The sequence below is a fragment of the Paenisporosarcina sp. genome (assembly GCF_057785155.1).
Window position 1 is genome coordinate 65,561 of record NZ_JBYNRN010000006.1, and the last position, 18,395, is coordinate 83,955.

19 protein-coding genes are annotated in these 18,395 nt (G+C 35.3%); 14 read left to right on the plus strand and 5 right to left on the minus strand.

Translation table 11 applies throughout. The features are described from left to right. Window positions 1–148 precede the first annotated feature (148 nt). Window positions 149–445, minus strand: coding sequence for a hypothetical protein (locus AC3EA5_RS01500; RefSeq protein WP_488606780.1), 297 nt, complete (start codon window positions 443–445; stop codon window positions 149–151). A gap of 200 nt (window positions 446–645) precedes the next feature. On the opposite strand from AC3EA5_RS01500, the gene AC3EA5_RS01505 reads away from it, so the two are divergent. Genes AC3EA5_RS01505 through AC3EA5_RS01520 form a run of 4 tightly spaced genes read left to right on the plus strand, consistent with a single transcriptional unit; the run spans window position 646 to window position 2,954 of the window. Continuing rightward, entirely contained in the window at window positions 646–987 is a 342-nt protein-coding gene (locus tag AC3EA5_RS01505) for a hypothetical protein (RefSeq protein WP_488606781.1), read from the plus strand. Beyond that, the gene (locus AC3EA5_RS01510) at window positions 977–1,708 is read left to right on the plus strand and encodes a class I SAM-dependent DNA methyltransferase (RefSeq protein ID WP_488606782.1); all 732 of its coding nucleotides are present in this window, start codon (window positions 977–979) and stop codon (window positions 1,706–1,708) included. Before AC3EA5_RS01505 ends, AC3EA5_RS01510 begins: the two co-directional genes overlap by 11 nt. 53 nt (window positions 1,709–1,761) lie before the next feature. After that, on the plus strand, window positions 1,762–2,301 hold the full coding sequence (locus tag AC3EA5_RS01515; RefSeq protein ID WP_488606783.1) for a hypothetical protein: 540 nt from the start codon (window positions 1,762–1,764) through the stop codon (window positions 2,299–2,301). Window positions 2,302–2,345: 44 nt separating this feature from the next. Continuing rightward, complete coding sequence (locus tag AC3EA5_RS01520; RefSeq protein ID WP_488606784.1) at window positions 2,346–2,954, plus strand: zinc dependent phospholipase C family protein; 609 nt, start codon at window positions 2,346–2,348, stop codon at window positions 2,952–2,954. A gap of 66 nt (window positions 2,955–3,020) precedes the next feature. On the opposite strand, the gene AC3EA5_RS01525 is transcribed toward AC3EA5_RS01520, so the two are convergent. Then, window positions 3,021–4,430, minus strand: a complete 1,410-nt coding sequence (locus AC3EA5_RS01525; RefSeq protein ID WP_488606785.1) for a bifunctional metallophosphatase/5'-nucleotidase — start codon at window positions 4,428–4,430, stop codon at window positions 3,021–3,023. 304 nt (window positions 4,431–4,734) lie between these two features. On the opposite strand from AC3EA5_RS01525, the gene dnaN reads away from it, so the two are divergent. The 5 genes from dnaN to AC3EA5_RS01550 all read left to right on the plus strand — a co-directional run bounded on the left by dnaN (window position 4,735) and on the right by AC3EA5_RS01550 (window position 10,802). Then, on the plus strand, window positions 4,735–5,868 hold the full coding sequence (gene dnaN / locus AC3EA5_RS01530) for a DNA polymerase III subunit beta (protein ID WP_488606786.1): 1,134 nt from the start codon (window positions 4,735–4,737) through the stop codon (window positions 5,866–5,868). Window positions 5,869–6,598: 730 nt separating this feature from the next. After that, the gene (locus AC3EA5_RS01535) at window positions 6,599–7,975 is read left to right on the plus strand and encodes an MMPL family transporter (protein WP_488606787.1); all 1,377 of its coding nucleotides are present in this window, start codon (window positions 6,599–6,601) and stop codon (window positions 7,973–7,975) included. Continuing rightward, window positions 7,962–9,380: an efflux RND transporter permease subunit gene (locus AC3EA5_RS01540; protein WP_488606788.1), complete on the plus strand. Its 1,419-nt coding sequence runs from the start codon at window positions 7,962–7,964 to the stop codon at window positions 9,378–9,380. Before AC3EA5_RS01535 ends, AC3EA5_RS01540 begins: the two co-directional genes overlap by 14 nt. 4 nt (window positions 9,381–9,384) lie before the next feature. Next, window positions 9,385–9,957, plus strand: a complete 573-nt coding sequence (locus AC3EA5_RS01545; protein ID WP_488606789.1) for a TetR/AcrR family transcriptional regulator — start codon at window positions 9,385–9,387, stop codon at window positions 9,955–9,957. A 143-nt stretch (window positions 9,958–10,100) separates the two neighbouring features. Further along, on the plus strand, window positions 10,101–10,802 hold the full coding sequence (locus AC3EA5_RS01550) for a YjjG family noncanonical pyrimidine nucleotidase (RefSeq protein ID WP_488606790.1): 702 nt from the start codon (window positions 10,101–10,103) through the stop codon (window positions 10,800–10,802). A 287-nt stretch (window positions 10,803–11,089) separates the two neighbouring features. Here AC3EA5_RS01550 and AC3EA5_RS01555 read toward each other — a convergent pair whose 3' ends face one another. Continuing rightward, entirely contained in the window at window positions 11,090–11,530 is a 441-nt protein-coding gene (locus AC3EA5_RS01555) for a cell wall hydrolase (RefSeq protein WP_488606791.1), read from the minus strand. Between the two features lie 220 nt (window positions 11,531–11,750). Between AC3EA5_RS01555 and AC3EA5_RS01560 the strand changes: the two genes are divergently transcribed. Next, on the plus strand, window positions 11,751–11,927 hold the full coding sequence (locus AC3EA5_RS01560; protein WP_488606792.1) for a hypothetical protein: 177 nt from the start codon (window positions 11,751–11,753) through the stop codon (window positions 11,925–11,927). A 102-nt stretch (window positions 11,928–12,029) separates the two neighbouring features. Further along, a complete protein-coding gene (locus AC3EA5_RS01565; RefSeq protein ID WP_488606793.1) occupies window positions 12,030–12,665 on the plus strand; it encodes a plastocyanin/azurin family copper-binding protein in 636 nt (211 codons plus the stop codon). Window positions 12,666–13,223: 558 nt separating this feature from the next. Here the strand turns inward: AC3EA5_RS01565 and AC3EA5_RS01570 are convergent. Continuing rightward, a complete protein-coding gene (locus tag AC3EA5_RS01570) occupies window positions 13,224–14,375 on the minus strand; it encodes a YheC/YheD family endospore coat-associated protein (protein ID WP_488606794.1) in 1,152 nt (383 codons plus the stop codon). Between the two features lie 258 nt (window positions 14,376–14,633). Here AC3EA5_RS01570 and AC3EA5_RS01575 point away from each other — a divergent pair, with 258 nt between their 5' ends. Next, window positions 14,634–14,864 carry a hypothetical protein gene (locus tag AC3EA5_RS01575; RefSeq protein ID WP_488606795.1) on the plus strand — a complete coding sequence of 77 codons (231 nt, stop codon included), beginning with the start codon at window positions 14,634–14,636 and terminating at the stop codon, window positions 14,862–14,864. 146 nt (window positions 14,865–15,010) lie between these two features. Here the strand turns inward: AC3EA5_RS01575 and AC3EA5_RS01580 are convergent, their stop codons facing one another. After that, window positions 15,011–15,595 carry a YdhK family protein gene (locus tag AC3EA5_RS01580; RefSeq protein ID WP_488606796.1) on the minus strand — a complete coding sequence of 195 codons (585 nt, stop codon included), beginning with the start codon at window positions 15,593–15,595 and terminating at the stop codon, window positions 15,011–15,013. A 268-nt stretch (window positions 15,596–15,863) separates the two neighbouring features. On the opposite strand from AC3EA5_RS01580, the gene AC3EA5_RS01585 reads away from it, so the two are divergent. Beyond that, window positions 15,864–16,844, plus strand: coding sequence for a c-type cytochrome (locus AC3EA5_RS01585; protein ID WP_488606797.1), 981 nt, complete (start codon window positions 15,864–15,866; stop codon window positions 16,842–16,844). A gap of 243 nt (window positions 16,845–17,087) precedes the next feature. Continuing rightward, window positions 17,088–18,359: an ATP-binding protein gene (locus AC3EA5_RS01590; RefSeq protein ID WP_488606798.1), complete on the plus strand. Its 1,272-nt coding sequence runs from the start codon at window positions 17,088–17,090 to the stop codon at window positions 18,357–18,359. Window positions 18,360–18,395 lie beyond the last annotated feature (36 nt).

Genomic DNA, 18,395 nt, shown 5'->3' on the forward strand with positions numbered 1-18,395 from the left:
AAAAATAGCACTATGGTATAACTTAATTTTTGAAAACGTCGAGAGTTCATAAACTGGTGGGCTAATCGGAAAAGCGATTAATTATTATGAAATATTCACTAATGTAAATAAAAAAAGGGGACTTCCTAAGCGGAAGTTCCCTTTTTATTCAACCAGGGTAAGACTCTAAAAATTCTTCATGGCTTACCATAAATACTTTTTGGTAGGTAGAAACTGCATTGATTCTTTCAACTATAAGAGGATCTGCCATCAAATACATTTTCATTTGATGTATTTCTTTTTTGTTTTCTAGATAATGCGCTTTGATTTTATCCATTGCAAAGCCAAATAACGTGATGATTTGTTCTTTATTTGTAGAAACAGGAATGAACACATAGTATACATATTCATCTCTAATCCCTAAATACTCTCCAACCTCGTCCTTAAAATATTTAAATAATAACATGTCGTAACCCCTTAAACTTAATACCTTTATTGTAATCATGTTAACTACTTTTTATTCCTACGGCACAAGCGGGATGGATGTTTAAAGATTTGAAATGAGAAATATTTTTTTGGTATTATTCCAAATGATGGAACTTTTTCTTTCCCGATTCGTAAATAACACATAACAAAAGAAATAGTAACTACAAAAGGGGAGTCCGATTGCTAAATATAACAAAATACATAGTTCTATTAGGAATGCTTATGTTCTCTTTCACAGCTTATTCGCCAGAAACGGATACAAAGCAAGATTATTTTCAAGATAAAGCCTTGGAATCCGCTGTTCTTCATGAGCTTGATAGTGAAGATGAAAATGTAACAGATGTTGATCTTGCACCTATTGAATCATTGGAAGTACCGGATGATGGAATCAAGGACCTTGAAGGAATTGAATCATTAACCACTCTTAATTACTTGGATGTGACAGGTAATGAAATCGACGATTTATCGCCCTTACCATCTTTGGAAACGTTAGAACCATGGAGGGAAATTAATGGAGTATAGAGGTGCATCAGCTTATAATGATGATCAGTTTTTCAAGAATTACATCACCAGAAGAAATCGTGAAGATAGTCCAAACAATATTATTGAAAAGCCCATCTTCCTTGAAATGATAGGTGATGTAAAAGGGGAAAAGGTTTTAGATCTGGGGTGTGGGGATGCAAAATTTGGTGTTGAACTTCTACAAAAAGGATGCACCTCGTATGACGGAGTAGAAGGGTCAGAAAATATGGCAAATGAAGCTCTGAAAAACTTAACTGGAACAGTGGGAAACGTCCATCTTTCTCCAATAGAAACGTGGGATTTTCAAACTGGAAGTTATGATTTAGTTGTTTCACGATTAGCGCTTCATTATTTATCCGAATTAAAGGCTATATTTCAAGAAACATATAAATCACTAGGAAGTCATGGAAGATTTATATTTAGTGTTCAGCATCCAGTATTAACTTCATCAATAAAAAGTGCAGCTGCTTCTTCCTCAAGGGCAGATTGGATCGTAGATGATTATTTTAATAGTGGAGAAAGAGCAGAACCTTGGATTGATAAAAAAGTTGTTAAGTATCATCGTACGATTGAAGAATATTTTCAACTATTAAAACAAGCGGGATTCATGATTGAAGATATTAGAGAAGGTACTCCAAGAGTTGAAGAATTTACTAGTGACAGTGAATATAAACGACGATTGAGAATCCCTCTTTTTTTAATGTTCGCATGTAAAAAGTAAGGAAGTTAAGTAAAAGTCCACGATAAAAAAACAAATAGACTTGAGGAATAAGCATGGAAATACAAGGGTATGAAGCAGTAATAATTTTTATCATTATTTTAGGTGTCTTACTATTAATAGGAGTAGCAGTTTCGTATATCCTATTTTCATTAGGTTTAGCCAACCTAGCAAGACGAGAGGATATAAAAAAAGCGCACTTAGCTTTCATCCCTATTGCTCAACTATATATCATAGGTGAAATATTAGCCGACAACAAACTAGTAAAGAGTGGAAAATGTTTAGTAACAATCGTAACAGCAGTAGCATTAGCTTATATCGGAATGCTTGTTTATGTAATTTCACTCCCACAATACGGCATGATAGACTCATTACTTAGTTCATTGATGTCTCTAGCATCTATTGCAGTAGGAGCATACTTATATATTGTTCTATTCCTACTACTAAAACGCTATACAAAACACGCACTGGTAATCACATTAGTGAGCGCATTCATATTCACCCCAATAGGATTACTAGCGGTATACATGATAAGAAACAATTCACTAACAATGGAAGAACATTACACAGTATTAGAAGAGCCAAAATCTATTTAAGGCGGAACTCTACTAGTAAGAAAGGATTTAAAATGGGATCACGAATGATGCATTTAATAATTGCCAATCAAGTTTTTGAAAAGCTGGAACTGTCTAATCAACAAAGGTTTCTTCTAGGTGGAATTGCTCCCGATGCGGCATTTACACCAGATAGCAAAAATATATCACACTTTTTTGAAGGACGATTGGATGATGGGACAAGATTTGTAAATTATAAAGCCTTTATTGAAAAATATCATTCTGAAATTCATGAGGAATATATGCTTGGTTATTTAACACATTTAATATCAGATGATGTTTGGATGAAGTTTATTTATTTTAAAAACGACTTTTATAATCGACTTGCAACTGACCCGGAGTTATTGGGGAGATGGCACGATGATTTTCGGAAATTAAACGGAAAATTAATAGAAAAGTTCGAGTGTGGAGAATTGAAAAACAAGTTATTTGGTGCCACTCTGGATAATATAGTATGCGAAATAGACTCTAAAGACTTGCAAAGCTTTACGATAGAAACTTTAAATGATTTTACTTATAACAAAGAAGATATAGGAAAAGAATTGCAAGTATATACTTTCAGAGAAATCAACGATTATATTGCGTTAGCAACTAACACTGCACAAGAAGTTTGCAGTTCAATAAAAAACAATTAACCATAAAAATAACCAATTCTCTTGAATTCAAACTCAAGAGGATTGGTTATTCTGGTTTAGTTATTATTAAATTATCTTGCTCTTCATCTTATTATATTGCTGTTTCAAGTAATCCATAAAAACATCTTTAACCATAAATTCCTTCGAATAATCAATTAGTGTATTTCCTTTGACACTAGGGTAACCGCACACTTCTTCGTATATAAGTGAAGAGCCAGTGGCTACAGTATACTTCTTAGTGAAATCAATCGGTTCATCATTTACTAGGATGTCAGATACTTTTCCCTCATGCTCTGTCCAGCGTACACCAGAGAATTGTAATTTCCCTATAGCAATTCCCTGAGGACGAAACCCACTGCCATATACTTTTCGATTCGTAATTTCTTCGTTGAATGTTTCATGAATAAGACCAGCTATTTGTTGTCCAGTTAACTCAATTAAGGAAGCGGCCTGCATACTTTTACAAGCGTTTAATACACTAGCTTTTGAGATTTTACCACTTTCTAAACCATTTGTTGCAGCTCCTCCGTACATAATTCCTACATCAGATTTCCAAAAATCTTTGACACTACAAGCCATTAACTCTACTAACTCCTCATGTGTAATAGCCTCATTCGAATAATAGACAACTTCAGATAAAAACTTCTCGGTTTCTAGTCGTCCTTTTTCAACGACTTCACTTAGTTTTGTATCACACTTATCATCCATTGATATTTCTGTTAAGTGCCCTGTATGTTCAACGACTTTCATTTCCTCAATATTCACAGTAATTCTTAGTTCGCCCAAGTATTTTCCGTATGATCCTGCTTGGACGATGATTACATTTTCCACAACCTCGGGCTGGCTTATCACGGTATGGCTATGGGCACCAACAATGACATCAACGAGCCCTGATAATGATTTAGCTAGTTCTATATCAGCACCATATCCCATATGCGAAAGGAAAATAATCAGGTTAGCGCCATCTTTTCTTAATTTCTCGATGGCTTGTTTTATTGCATTAAGGGTATCTCGATTTCGAAACCCATGTTTGTTTTCATATATATCTTCAAATTGATCGGTTGCTCCAAAAAGCCCGATGTTTAACTTGCTACCAACCTTAAGCATAAGGATCTCTTTTGTTCCACCTATTTGTGAACCATCGGACTCTTCCAGGTTTAAGAGGAGCCAAGGAACTTTTGAATCGTGACTTAACTGCCTAATTTTGCCCTTAGGTAAACGCAACAGTTCATTGTTTCCAACTGACATCGCATCATACCCAGTAACACTAAGCATATCAAGATGAATAGTACCCGAAGTGGCCAAACATTCATTCATGCTCATATCCATATGGTCACCACCATCTAACACAATTACATTTTCACCTTGTCTCAGTAAATCACTTTTTCTTTTTTTAATTAAGGCTGCTTGTCTGAGAGCTAAATCATAGTGACCGTGCAAATCATTCGTATGAAGTATCGTAAGTGTTTCTTTCATGTCAAACCCCCAACGTTATTAATATTCCAATTTTATGTAATTATACCATTTTTGAAATAAAACGACTCATCATTTACTGTGATATTTAATAGAGAAATAAGGTTATAAAATTTATCATTCGAGAAAAGTAGATTTCCTTTCCTCGAGGGCATTTTGTTCTAAAAAGAAGCTAGTGCATTTCGATTTTCATCGTGTTATATTAATCAATGTTGAAATTATATAATAATTCGGAAAAATGATTTATTGTGGTTTACTCCATATATTAAGTGGAGTTCAAATACTAATTTTTAAGTGAGGGAAAAAGATGAAATTTGAAATTATGCGTCACCGATTAATAGAGGGATTAAATGATGTAATGAAAGCAGTGAGTTCCAAAACAACCATTCCGATTTTGACGGGAATTAAAATAGAAGTTACAGAAGAAGGACTTCGACTAACAGGCAGTGATTCTGATATCACGATTCAAACATTTATTAAAACCGAAGAAAATGGAGAACAAGTCATTCGGGTTATTGAAGAAGGATCGATTGTCTTACAAGCACGTATGTTCAATGAAATCATACGTAAATTACCAACGAACGATGTGGAATTAGAAGTAACCGAGCATTATCAAACGCATATACGATCAGGAAAATCAGAATTCCATTTAATTGGACTGGATGCATCTGAATATCCACTGGTACCAGAAATTCAAGATGACCGTCAATTTGTCATTCCTGCTGATTTGTTAAAATCAATTGTGCGTGAAACAGTGTTTGCGATATCTACTTCTGAAAGTCGTCCTATATTAACAGGTGTTCACTGGAACGTGAAAAATGGAGAACTCGTATGTGTTGCTACTGACAGTCACCGTCTTGCTCGTCGAAAAACGATATTGGAGCAAATGCCTGAAGGAGAATACAGCGTAGTCATTCCTGGGAAGAGCTTAAATGAATTAAGCAAAATCATTGGAGATTCATCAGAACCAGTTCATATCGTGATGACGAACCAACAAGTGCTTTTTAAAACATCAGCTGTATTCTTCTACTCGCGTCTACTTGAAGGTACCTATCCTGATACATCTCGATTAATTCCAAATGAATTTAATACGAAGGTCACCATTGACGGGAAAGCATTATTTCAAGCGATAGACCGTGCTTCTTTATTAGCACGTGAAGAACGTAATAACATAGTTCGATTTACATCATTAAAAGATAATGTTGTAGAAATATCTTCTAGCTCAGCTGAAATAGGTAAAGTAGAAGAAGAAATACAAACCACATTAATCGAAGGGGAAGAGTTGAACATTTCATTTAGTGCGAAATACATGATGGATGCACTAAAAGCAGTTGGTGGGCAAGATGTGAAGGTTCAATTTATAGGTGCCATGCGACCATTCATAATAAATTCTGTTCATGATGACGCTGTATTGCAACTGATCGTGCCAGTTCGTACATAACTGTTAATTCAGCAATAATAAAATAAATAACTAACTTAATCACATCTTGTTAACTAACGGATGCCCAAGTTGAAGAATCTGCTGCCTATAAAGAGGCCACTGAAAAAGTACACTTTGATTATCAAAACCACCTAAACTCGATTTATCGAGTTTAGGTGGTTTTTCTTTTTAATCGAACTGTTAAAACGACTTAGTGATTTTCGTTACAGTCGGACGCTTTCCGCGGGCGGTCCGTGAGCCTCCTCGACGCAAGCGTCTGTGGGGTCTCACCAGGACACGCTTTTCCCGCTGGAGTCGCCGCCTTTCACTCCAATCACCTACTAAATTAATAAATAAAAGATTTTTAGGTAATATCTTTTGTATAAGGTGGTGTCCCGATGATTTACAATCAAGAATCTTTAAACCTTAGTCCAAATTACACAAGGTGGACGCACGAAAGAAGAGGAATTTGAGTTTAACAAGGCCATATTTGCGGTGAATCTCAAAGGAATACTGACCTTAAAAAACACAAGGTAAAGGCGAGATTTCGTTCAATTCTGAACGAAATCTCGCCTTTTTTTCAATCTAACCTGAGAATGGATTTTTTAATTCGAGTTTTTCAGTAGCCTCTTATAACGACATAAAAAAATTTTAATCTCCAAACTATTAAGTTGAATAAAAATAAAATAGGTGTATTATGTATGTAAGTACTCACTAACATAAACATATTCATGAAAAGGAGTTAATAATTATGTTCATTCTTAAGCGATTGTCCTCTTTATTAAAGAAAAAACCATTAAAAACGATCTTATTTACTGTTTTGCTTATCGTGGTTTTAGCAGTAGGCGCACAAAATGTAGAAATGGCAACTGGCAATGATACTTTAGTTAGCAGTGAATCGGATGTCTATCAAGACAATCTGGCATTAGAAAAAGAGTTCGGCGGTGAATCAATCATCGTAATGTACGAAAGTGACGATCAGAAGTCCTTACTTGCGATAGACAATCTAGAGCACATGGAAGGATTAGAACAACAACTTGCATTAAATGAAAATATCTACAGTATTATTAGCCCAGTGATGCTCATAAATCAAATGGCCGAGAAACAGTCAGGTAAGTATCAGGAAGGACTGTCTGAAATAATCACTGGCCTTGATGAAATGAGTGGGAAATTAAATGAAATAGGAAACAACCTCATCAGTAAAACCGATTCAAGCAGTCAGTCGCAGCAAGATGGGACAGAGAACTTATATGGAGAGAAAATCAGACAGTTCGGGATAGCAATTAATAAAACGACATCCGACATGACGACTGATCAACCTCAATTACAACAACAAATCAATCAATTAAAAGATTACAGTCAAAAGCTCATTCAACTATCTGAACAAGTGAAACAAAATGAGTCTAAAACTTCTGCACTTCAGACCACCACACGTATGACGAAAGATAAGTCACAGCAAGAAAAACAAGTACAACAGCAAGTTGAATTAAAGGAACTGAGCTTAGGGTTGAAGGAAATGGGAAAACAGTTGGAATCTATCAGTTTGAATATGAACAATATGCAAAAATACTCTGATACGCTATCTCCCGGACTTCCTAAAACGCAAAAAACCCTTGATTATATGATTTATGATGACGAAGGCCAGTTACTAGATATGTTCAATGAGCTGGTTATGGATGACAGATACATGATGATGTCGATTAAATTCAAAGGAGAAGTAAGTGATGTCGACAAAAGTGAGGTAGTAGAATCGATTAACTCCTATCTTGATCATCATGCATTAACAACGACACAAACGTTTGTATCTGGAAAACCGGTACTGGACGGTGAAATAGAATCTTCCATGAAGGATAGTATGAAAAAAATGATGATGCTTGCTCTCATCGTCATGATTATTGTTTTAATGGTTTCATTCAAAACAAGATGGCGCATTTTACCTTTAGGGATAGTACTGATAGCAATAGCTGGAACGATTGGAATTATGGGTTGGGTTAGCATCCCGATTACCATGGTGTCGATGGCAGTATTTCCTATTCTGATCGGATTAGGTATTGACTATGCCATCCAATTTCAAAGTAGATATACCGAAGAAATGGAAGAAGGAGAGGATCATTATGAAGCAGAATAAAAAGTTTAATAGTCACGCACATAAAAGTTTATACCGTACCGTTACAAAAATGGTGCCAGCAGTGTTGACGGCTCTGATAGCAACTTCACTAGGTTTTATTTCTCTATATACTTCACCCGTGCCTATGATTCAAGACTTCGGAAAAATGTTAACTATTGGAATGATTATTAGTTTCATAGTCGGTGTTTTTATATTGATACCACTCCTTTTTACAAGGGATTCCTTTTTCTCAAATGAAGCTTCTATTAAACGCTCGAAAAAGACAGGTAAATCTTCACGATTTGAAAATTTTCTTGATGGAATTACCAAAAAGGTGGTTGCTCTCAGATGGTGGATTATTCTCATAGCCACTATTACAGCTGGTTTTGGTATCTGGGTCGATTTAGACGCTAAGGCAGAGACTGATGTCGAGACATTTATGCCTCAGGATACCCAAGTACTTAAAGATATTCAAAAATTAAGAGGTATTGTTGGTACAACCGATCAAGTTTCCATCGTGTATGAGGGTAAGGATATCTTGTCTCCAAGTTCTCTAAACTGGGTAGATACAACAACAAACGAGATTGGAAAAGAGTTTTCACAAGTGGTGGTTAAGTCAAATTCAATTACAGAAGTGTTCAAAAAATTAAATGATGGGGAAATCCCAACAGGCTCAGGGGTAAAAGAAATAATGGAAGATATTCCGGATCAACAACAGAAGCTCCTTATTAACGAGTCTGGTACGAAAGGGGTAATCACCGTCGGGATCAAACATCTGGAAGCTGAGCCGTTGAAAAACTTTATTGATGATTTGAATCATTACCTTGACGACAACCAACCAGATAATATGGAAACTATGGTAACTGGAAAATCTGTGTTGGATGTTGAAATGGTTTCTGGTTTGACAACCGGGCGATATAAAATGACTTTACTTGGGATGGCCCTTGTATTTTTAGGTTTACTTGCAGTTTACCGACATCCGATTAAGGCTTTGATCCCTTTGTTACCGATTACTTTAATCATTGGTTGGTCCGGAGCCGTGATGTATTTTGCTGAAATAAGCTATACTCCTCTAACGGCGACGCTAGGTGCATTGATTATAGGGATTGGCACAGAATTCACCATTTTAATCATGGAAAGATTTTATGAAGAACGTGAAAATGGGAGTTCAAGCATCGATGCCATCAGAATAGCAAACCAAAAAACTGGAAAATCAATTTTCGCATCTGCCATTACAACTATTGGTGGCTTTAGTGCTTTGCTTGTATCAGATTTTGTCATCTTGAGTAATTTTGGTATGATGACCCTAATCAATATCTCACTAGCTTTATTCAGTACAATTGTCGTGATGCCAGCTGTCTTGATTATTTTAGATCGTTTTGTAAAAACAAAACCTAGAAGAGAAAAGGATATAGTAGTAAATTAGGGGGATGGAGTCAATAAGAGATAAAACTGAACAAATTTTGCAAGCAGCTGTAAAAATATTTATTAATAAAGGGCTTCAGGCAACCACTCAGGAAATTGCCAAAGAGGCGGATGTTGCCGAAGTTACTTTGTATCGTAAGTTTTCTACTAAGCAAAACTTATTTAAAACGGTCATTAAAAATGTGCTTGAAAAACAATTCAATTCTAAGGTGATGCAACTAGCTGATCAAGAAAATACAGAAGAATTTCTAAAGGGAACGATTGATAATCGCTTAAAGACACTTTCCAAAAATGCATCTTTAGTAAAGATGCTGATTTCGGAAAGTTTGAAAGGCAATTTGAGTCCCGACATTGATTTTCCTGTAATTATTCATGCTCATCTGAAAAAGGCAATGGACCACCATTTTGCTCAAAAGAATCAAAACGTGGACACTGAGCTATGTGCAAGACAATTAGTAGGGATTTTTCTGAGCCACATTGTCGTTCCGAACGAGCTACCTTATTACAAGCTAAGTGATGAAGATAAAGAAGTTTTAGTTAATAAGTATGTAAAGTCACTGTTAATATTATTAGGCTGACGAATAACAAGTACGAGCGCTCAATTGGAGAGATAATAAGAGGTTGGGACTTTGGGTATTTATCTACAACTCTCTCCCTGATGATTGTTAAACGATTGGGCTTTACCAAAGTTATAAAAGAACCACAAAAAGGATGAGTAGACTTGAAGTATGATGTATTAATATTTGATTTAGATGACACTTTATTTGATTTCGGTGAAACGGAAAAGCATGCCCTCGATCATTCATTTCGTGCATTTAGTTTCCCAAATGGTTTAACGGATTACAGAACAAGTTATAAGGAGATAAGCAAAGGACTCTGGCTTGACTTAGAGCAAGGACGTATCTCGCTTTCAGAGCTAAAAGTGGAACGATTCAAGCGCTTGTTCCTTCAACATGAACTGCTACTTAGTCCAGAAGATTTTGGGCAAATATATATGGAGAACTTAGGTAAAGAAGTACATATGATTGATGGGGTACAGAACATGTTGACTAATCTTTCTAGTTGCAGACTTGTCCTGTTAACAAATGGGTTTAAAGATGTTCAACATGCAAGAATTGCTCTTTCGCCACTGCATCAAACATTTGAAGTGATTGTTACTTCGGAGGAGACCGGATATCAAAAGCCACAAGCAGAAATTTTTGAATATGTATTTGAAAAGCTGCGTCACACTGAAAAGCAAAATGTATTAATGATTGGGGACTCTCTAACATCAGATATCCAAGGCGGCAATAATTTTGGAATCGATACTTGTTGGTTTAATCCTACTAAAAAAGAGAATCTTACAAGCATTAATCCAACATTTGAAATCAGTAATTATGAAGAACTAGAACACATCGTAAAAAATACGGTATTAGTAAAATAATTCATTGCCTTTGTTGGACAAAATACCACTTAGTAATGTTTGAAATTTAAAAAAGGGAACACCTGCAAACCAGGAGTTCCCTTTTTTTAATTCACCAGAAAAAGTTTAGAAAAATAGGCTGCGGTTAAGGTTTCGAGCTTTTATCAACCGACACCTGTTATATACATATAGGAGTTGCATCCAATGAATATGATTTGCTACCAGTAACTACGAATAAAATGTTGTATTCGTAACACAAAAAAGGAGAAGTTAAAAAAATCTAGATTTTATAATAGCCCCTAGACAACCTAACCGATATAAACACTTTCACATGTTCCAGCTATTGGTTCATAATAACAATGATTTTTATATTGACCTGCAAAAGGTTGATTGTACCATGTTGGAGGGCAAGGACCATATGGATTAAAGTACCAAAGAGCATATTTCCCTGGATGTTGTCTCCAAGAATCCAAATTCTGTTTGGCTAATCTTTTTTCAACTTCTCTCGCTCTTTGGTAAAATAGATTACCTTTTTGAACTGCTTCAAAAGAATAATTATTTCCTTGTACCTGAAAAATGACATCATTAATTGTCCTTACATCCTTAAAGTCCAAACAATCTGCTTTAGCACGATTAACAATTACATTTCCAACATATAACATTCCTTGCTTTCCTTCACCTTCGGCTTCTGCTCTCATCATCCTTGCCATTAAATCAACATCTGAACTTCGGTAATTTACTCTTGGCATTTATTCACCCCATAAATATTGTATGAAAAAAAGCCTACTTTGATGTCATTCTTTTTTTAGCTGTATTCAACTTCCTCTTTTGATTATAAAAAAAGAGCCGACTTAGCAACTCAAATCGTTCAGATTATATATTCCATTTTTTGGCATTATAAGAGTGCATAGTATGGATGAATCTTTTGAATTACATTTACATAGCATTTACCCATAGGGGGAACTAATATTGAGCGACTTTCATTTATATGTTGTTTGTTTAATAAGTGGTATAACTATTATTTCCATAATATTAGCTCTAAAGAGGAAGCGTCATTTCACTCATATGTCGGGAATGATTGTTTCAATGTTCTTAGGTATGAATGTTGGATTAACTGCTGGAGTTACGTTCGGTGTTGTATACTAAGGGAATTTATTTCTTTCAACGATTTTAGGGATGGTATTCGGTATACTGTCGGGTTCCTTTTGCGGAATTTGCTTTGGCTTACTCTCAACTCTCGAAGGGTTAATGTCTGGTTTGATGGGCGGTATGATGGGGGCGATGTTTGGAGAAATGGTTGCGGTTGAACAAGCAAATGTATTCATCAAGATTTTTTTACTCATCTTGATGTGTACGATTTTTCTATTGATTATACTAACCACACCGAACAAGGAGACTATTAAGAATAGGGGTTGGTTCTTAAAACCCGTTTCAACTTTGTTGTTAAGTGGTTTGGTTATATTTTTAGGGAATTCATTGAGTATGGAGAAGGCAGAATCAAAATCCATATCTCATGACCACGAAGAAGATACATATAATGATTCTGAACCACAAAAAGATATTAAAAAAATCGTTATTGAAACATCTGGTATGAATTACTCACCAGAGGAAGTGGTTGTGGAGAAAAATACGTCTATTACATTGGTATTAAAAAATTCGGATCAAATAGAGCATGACATTGAAATTAAAGGCGCGTCATTTAATGTGATGAGTAAATCTACACATCAGCATGATGTTAAGGAGAACGTGATACATCTGCATGCAGAACCTCAAACAACAAGTAATATTACATTTACTATAAATGAAGTTGGAGTATATGAATTTTACTGTACAATTCCTGGTCATAAAGAGAACGGTATGATCGGTCAGTTTGTAGTAAAGTAGACATAAACAGTTAGTTCACTTCTTATGTAGTGGAAAATAGTTCTTATACTTTTCATAACAATTTCGTATACTCCGACTACTTGTGGAGAAAAAGTGACCAACTATAACAGAAAGTGAACTGCTAGCTAAATTTAGTTTTTATTAATTGCTATAAATATTTGAAGACTTAAAAGAGCTTATTCCTTAAATGGATAAGCTCTTTCTACTTTGTTAAAACGGTTGAACAGTCCTTGCTAGAAAATGGTGTCATCTTTTATTCGAGAAGGAATAACGCAAAATCAAGCCTTTGAAGCAATTGGAACTATCCTTGTCGATTAGAAAGAGGCTTGAGGATTTAAGTGGAATAAGACATTGAGTAAACAATAGATGTGGGGTGGCCATTCATGAAGAACTACATGCTTATGAATTTATGAATTTATGAATTATGAGCCAACTCGATTAGTCTTAAAAAATCTTCTGTCTGCATTAGAACTGCTTGTTTTGATGAACAAATACTAGCAACAATTAAAAGAATAAAACAACCAGGAAGACTGAAAGAAACGTCAAAGCTCGTTCCTTTCAGTCTTCCTGGCAATCCCGAGGTAGGTATTCATCCAGTGATCCCCGCATTTCTGCTAATTTGTGTACATAATCCATAATAAATTTATTTGAATTAGCATAAATTTCGTCTTCTCCGGCATCGACTGCCATTTGATGACGGGGATTTCGATGGTTTATTTCAATAATCCATAGGTTTTGATTTCTATCTATCCCCAAGTCAATTCCTAAGTTCCCTAGATTCCCGTTCCAGCCTCCATACTTTTCCATTTCCTTAGCAGCATTTAATGAGACTTGTGTCATCTTTTTTCTAGTTTCAATAGCTTCATAACGTGGTATTGACAATAAGTTTCGTAATGCTAAATCTCCTCTTTTTACAATACCTACGTTACTTACAATTCCATTTTTAATGCCTTTTCGCGCGATCAAACCTAAATCCTTCCACTCTCCTATACCAACCTTTATCAAAATCAATCTAAAATCGATAGGGCTCTTCCCAACATATAGATTAATCACTTGTTGAATAATATATTTTCTCCTTTTTAATTTGGAACTTAAGTAAACCTCTAACTCATCATGATTTAAATATAATGAATTTTCTTGCTCCTGTTGACGACTAACATCCACTTTAAAGTTTTCTTCATGCTTAGAAACTTTAAAGATCCCTTTTCCATAAGTGCCACTAATCGGTTTAATAATTCCTTCATTATATTGTCCAAGAAAATCGATAATATCTTGAGGACAATTAACTAGGCGCGTTATCGGTAAATGTTTCCTTAGATCTGAATTGATGGACAGCCATTTGTACATTTCCCATTTATTAAATGTGAAATTATTCAACATTCTTGTACCTAATGTTTTTCTGAAAAAATTTTCCCATTTACGGTTTAATGAGATTCGATTAATAATGGCATCTGGCATCGAAAATGTTGATGGTCTCCATATCCCCGCATCATATAAAAAGCCTTTAATCATTTGTTTATCACGGTTTATACCTTCAAGTGAAAAAGCTCCCACCTGACCTTTTTTGTAGATTTCTCCTAAATCATTCAAATGATTTAGGGACTCCTTTAACTTCCGATTGTTCTTCGAAACCAAAATTCCTATCACAAATGAATTCTGAACTATGTCTTCTTTAACAGTTTCTTCTTTAAATCTACTTTCATCATTCAAGTACTATCCCTCCTCATCTATTTAATCTCCATTGCATTTCTTGTCACTAGTTAAAAGTTTTAAAATAATAACCTATTAAATTTCCCTTTGTATACTATATGTTTTCTATTTTAAGTTGAAGTAGGTAAGTAATCTCACATTTTAGCCTTTCCTTAATAGAATTGATCCAATAACTATAGTATCTTGGGCGAAAACACAACTACTCACAAGACTTGACCATATAGATAGTAATAGTTTACTGAAGAGAAGGTGAAAAAAATGGGAAATCAAGTTTGTCCGGATAGTTGTTGTACTGGTGACGAAATCTTATGTATTGGAATTCCATGCCCAATTGATATTGTTCTTTTAGGTATTGACCTCCAAATAGAGTTACCATGTGTACGAATAACTTCTAATCAAGGACCATTAACCGAAGAACAGGTTCAACAGTTAGTAGGAGTTATTACAAGAATTCTTGATGCAGTTGGAAATATTGGTGGTGCTGCATAAAAGTTTCACTTGTGAGGAAGATGTTTTACTTTCTCACTTACACCACTGTGTAATTATTAATACAAAAGCACGTTCACAGACATAGTTGTCTAGTGAACGTGCTTTTGTAGTTTTACCCTATCTTTGCATGTGTCTTATAGATTCCTTTATTTTGCTGATAGTTCACTTTCAGTTACCCATTTATGATTAGTTACTTCTTCTCCACCAGTAGTCGGAGTGTAATTAATCATATACACAGTCGTTTGTTCAGCCGAATCAATCTCAGCTTTTGCACCATCCATACCTTCCATGTGATCTGCCTCGAGGATAACTTCGGTTCCAACTTCCAAGGGTTCATCACCAGCATCTTCGATTTCTTCATGGACAACCCATTTGTGATTGGTCACTTTTTCTCCACCTGTTGTCGGAGTATACGAAACAGTGTAGGCTACAGTATCAAAAGCAAGCACAATAGTTGCTTCAGCACCCTTCATACCCTCCATGTGGTCATCCTTAATAATCGCTTTGTTTCCAACTTCAAAAGTTGGATTTTCTTCAACTTTCAAATCTTCTGGAACTTCACCTGATCCGGAGTGATTCATATCCATATTTTCTTCGGAACCAGATTCCATATCCGTGTTTTCATGATTCATATCATCCATTTCATCTTTTTCTGTAGATGAATCTGAGCAAGCACTTAGCGCTAGCACTAGAGTTGGAACAAGTAATATTTTTCTATAAGTATTTTTCATCAATAAGTCACTCCTTTAGCTAATGACAAGAGTATACCCAATAATTATGCAAAATCTATGCAGACCGACGTGACGTCAGATAGTTATTGAAAGTAACTACTTAGGCAAAATGCAATACGGAAAACTTCAAGAAATTTGAAATTCTTTGAGGTTTAGGGTAAATAGAAGCTTTATTAAATAGGGTGAGGGGTATATAATTAGGGGATAGTAATGGATTTAATAATCAATCCTATTGTGAATGGATTGAAGTGAGAGGGAAGTGCTAAGTATGGGTAAAGGTATAACTTTAACTATTGGATTTTTATTTATTTTATCACTCATTTTTATTGGTGCTTTAGGTAATAAGCTGGGGGATGAAAAAGAGAGAGCAGATAAAAGCTCCACTAATGTGCAGCAACCTGTTTCTGGTGAATTAGCCTCAGTAGCTACTTTTAATCCACCTTCACTTGAAAATGTTCCTGATGGACCTCAAGGTGAAGCAATAATAAGAGGACATGAGCTAGTGGACGATACATCAAATCAGTTACGAGGAGATACAGCATCTGCAGAAGATGGCCAACAGCGTGTGAACGAATTATCATGTTCTAGCTGTCATGCTGGTGCCGGATTAGAACAAGACTCTTCTCCTTTAGTGGGAGTAGCTGCGAAATACCCAAATTATATTTCACGTAATGGCGAAATCGTAACGTTAGAAGAACGTATTAATGGGTGTATGGTAAGAAGTATGAATGGTCAACCTTTTGCTGAAGATGACGAAGATTTGGACGCAATGGTCGCTTATTTCAAATACATTTCAGAAGGAATTCCTGTAGGAGCTGAGCTTCCATGGCTAGGGCAGAATGATATGAAAGAAGCGCCAATCCCAGATGTAGCTGCTGGAGAAGAGTTGTTCCAACAATCGTGTATTGCTTGCCATGCTCAGGATGGTGCAGGTACTGGAGCTAATACTGGACCAGCTTTATGGGGTGAAGGTTCTTTTAATGACGGTGCAGGTATAGCTCGATTCTCAAGAATGGCAGGATATATTCAAAACAATATGCCTAAAGGTCAGGAGAAATCCTTGACTGATCAGGAAGCAAGTAATCTTGCTGCCTTCGTTCTCTCTCAAGATCGACCTGAATGGCGAGATCATGCTGGAGATTGGCCAAGTGGTGGCGCACCAAAAGATTCGATGACGAAAGAACTGCGTCAACAAGTTAAAGATGGTACGATTAATTGGGAAGAAGTTCTCAGTCCTAATACTAAATAATTTGTAACAATCGAATAATGATCAAAGGGCTGCCGAAGTTGTATTTTCGGCAGCTCGTTGTATCTACACTGAATGTCTAATCGTCTGAACCTCTAACGAAATTTTAAGGTATAGTTACACTAATTATTACAATAGGGCTATAAGTTTCTCTCCACTATCCTGATTGTATTGCTCAATATTGGATAATATGTGACAATATAACTAATTGCAAACAAGCATACAATCATTTTAAGGGGTAGAACAATGAAAATTCGTACCAGTTTTTTTCGGATAATACCATTCTTATATTTAATAATAGGACCCATCTGGTTTATTGGAGCAGATTATTTATTAAGTGTTTCAAAGTTTTCTTCTGAAAAAGTCCTTTTCTTAGATATATTCATTAGTCTATTATTCGTATTCTTCACAGCTATTCTTATATTTTTTTTAATAAGGAATTTAAGAAATTCAAAACAAATCGAGGAAGAAAAAGAGAAGCTAAGTTTATTAATTGACACAATGCCCGACGCTATTTCATTTAAAGATGGAGAGGGAAGGTGGCTCCAAATAAATAAATTTGGTGCTCAGTTATTCGAACTAGAAGGCGTAGATTACAAAGGTAAAACAGACAAAGAGATGGCTCAATACACTGAATTTTACCATGATGCTTTGATTTATTGTATAGACACAGACGAAGAAGCATGGAAGGCAGGAAAGGTAAGTCGTTGTGAAGAGATAATCCCTTTAAGGGATGGATCAAGCAAAACTTTCGATGCATTTAAAGTACCTATTTTTAATGATGATGGTTCCAGAAAAGGATTGGTAGTTATCGGGAGAGATATTACCGCTTTAAAAGAAACAGAGAGTATGTTGCGACAATCAGAGAAAATGTCTGTTTTAGGTGAACTTGCTGCGGGTATTGCTCACGAAATCCGAAATCCACTCACTACTATTAAAGGGTTTATGCAAATGGGCCAAGAGAAAACAATTAAACTTGATCAACATATTGATGTGTTAGTTGATGAAATCGATCGAATTAATACGATAGTAAACGAACTTTTAGTAATTGCAAAACCAACAGATGTTATTTTTTCTAAGAAGAACATTAATACAATTGTGAGCGAAGTCGTTCAATTGTTATCGATAGAAGCATCCCTACAAAGTACTCAATTAAATGTGATTGAACAAGATCAATTCCATACATATTGTAATGATAGTAAATTAAAACAAGTGTTTATGAATATTATTAAAAATGCGCTGGAAGCAATCTCTACTGAAGGTGAAGTAAATATTACAATATATGATAAAAATGAGGATTATTTCGCCATTAAATTTGAGGATAATGGGTGCGGAATTGAAGAATCCCGTTTAAAACATATTGGGGAGCCATTTTATAGCGTAAAAGAAAAAGGGATTGGATTAGGAATGACAGTATGCTTTAGGATCATAGAATCACACAAAGGTTCTATCCATATCAAAAGCCAAGTAAATGTAGGAACTTCTGTAGAAGTATTATTACCTAAGTTAGAAGTTTAAATTAAAAAGCTTACCTTATTTGTGTTCTCTTATCTA

Coding starts and splice junctions, on each gene's coding strand:
- AC3EA5_RS01535 (WP_488606787.1), top strand. CDS start 6,599: ATGTTCATTCTTAAGCGATTGTCCTCTTTATTAAAGAAAAAACCATTA.
- AC3EA5_RS01510 (WP_488606782.1), top strand. CDS start 977: ATGGAGTATAGAGGTGCATCAGCTTATAATGATGATCAGTTTTTCAAG.
- AC3EA5_RS01540 (WP_488606788.1), top strand. CDS start 7,962: ATGAAGCAGAATAAAAAGTTTAATAGTCACGCACATAAAAGTTTATAC.
- AC3EA5_RS01515 (WP_488606783.1), top strand. CDS start 1,762: ATGGAAATACAAGGGTATGAAGCAGTAATAATTTTTATCATTATTTTA.
- AC3EA5_RS01580 (WP_488606796.1), bottom strand. CDS start 15,595: ATGAAAAATACTTATAGAAAAATATTACTTGTTCCAACTCTAGTGCTA.
- AC3EA5_RS01565 (WP_488606793.1), top strand. CDS start 12,030: ATGTCTGGTTTGATGGGCGGTATGATGGGGGCGATGTTTGGAGAAATG.
- AC3EA5_RS01575 (WP_488606795.1), top strand. CDS start 14,634: ATGGGAAATCAAGTTTGTCCGGATAGTTGTTGTACTGGTGACGAAATC.
- AC3EA5_RS01545 (WP_488606789.1), top strand. CDS start 9,385: ATGGAGTCAATAAGAGATAAAACTGAACAAATTTTGCAAGCAGCTGTA.
- AC3EA5_RS01525 (WP_488606785.1), bottom strand. CDS start 4,430: ATGAAAGAAACACTTACGATACTTCATACGAATGATTTGCACGGTCAC.
- AC3EA5_RS01590 (WP_488606798.1), top strand. CDS start 17,088: ATGAAAATTCGTACCAGTTTTTTTCGGATAATACCATTCTTATATTTA.
- AC3EA5_RS01520 (WP_488606784.1), top strand. CDS start 2,346: ATGATGCATTTAATAATTGCCAATCAAGTTTTTGAAAAGCTGGAACTG.
- AC3EA5_RS01500 (WP_488606780.1), bottom strand. CDS start 445: ATGTTATTATTTAAATATTTTAAGGACGAGGTTGGAGAGTATTTAGGG.
- AC3EA5_RS01585 (WP_488606797.1), top strand. CDS start 15,864: ATGGGTAAAGGTATAACTTTAACTATTGGATTTTTATTTATTTTATCA.
- AC3EA5_RS01555 (WP_488606791.1), bottom strand. CDS start 11,530: ATGCCAAGAGTAAATTACCGAAGTTCAGATGTTGATTTAATGGCAAGG.
- dnaN (WP_488606786.1), top strand. CDS start 4,735: ATGAAATTTGAAATTATGCGTCACCGATTAATAGAGGGATTAAATGAT.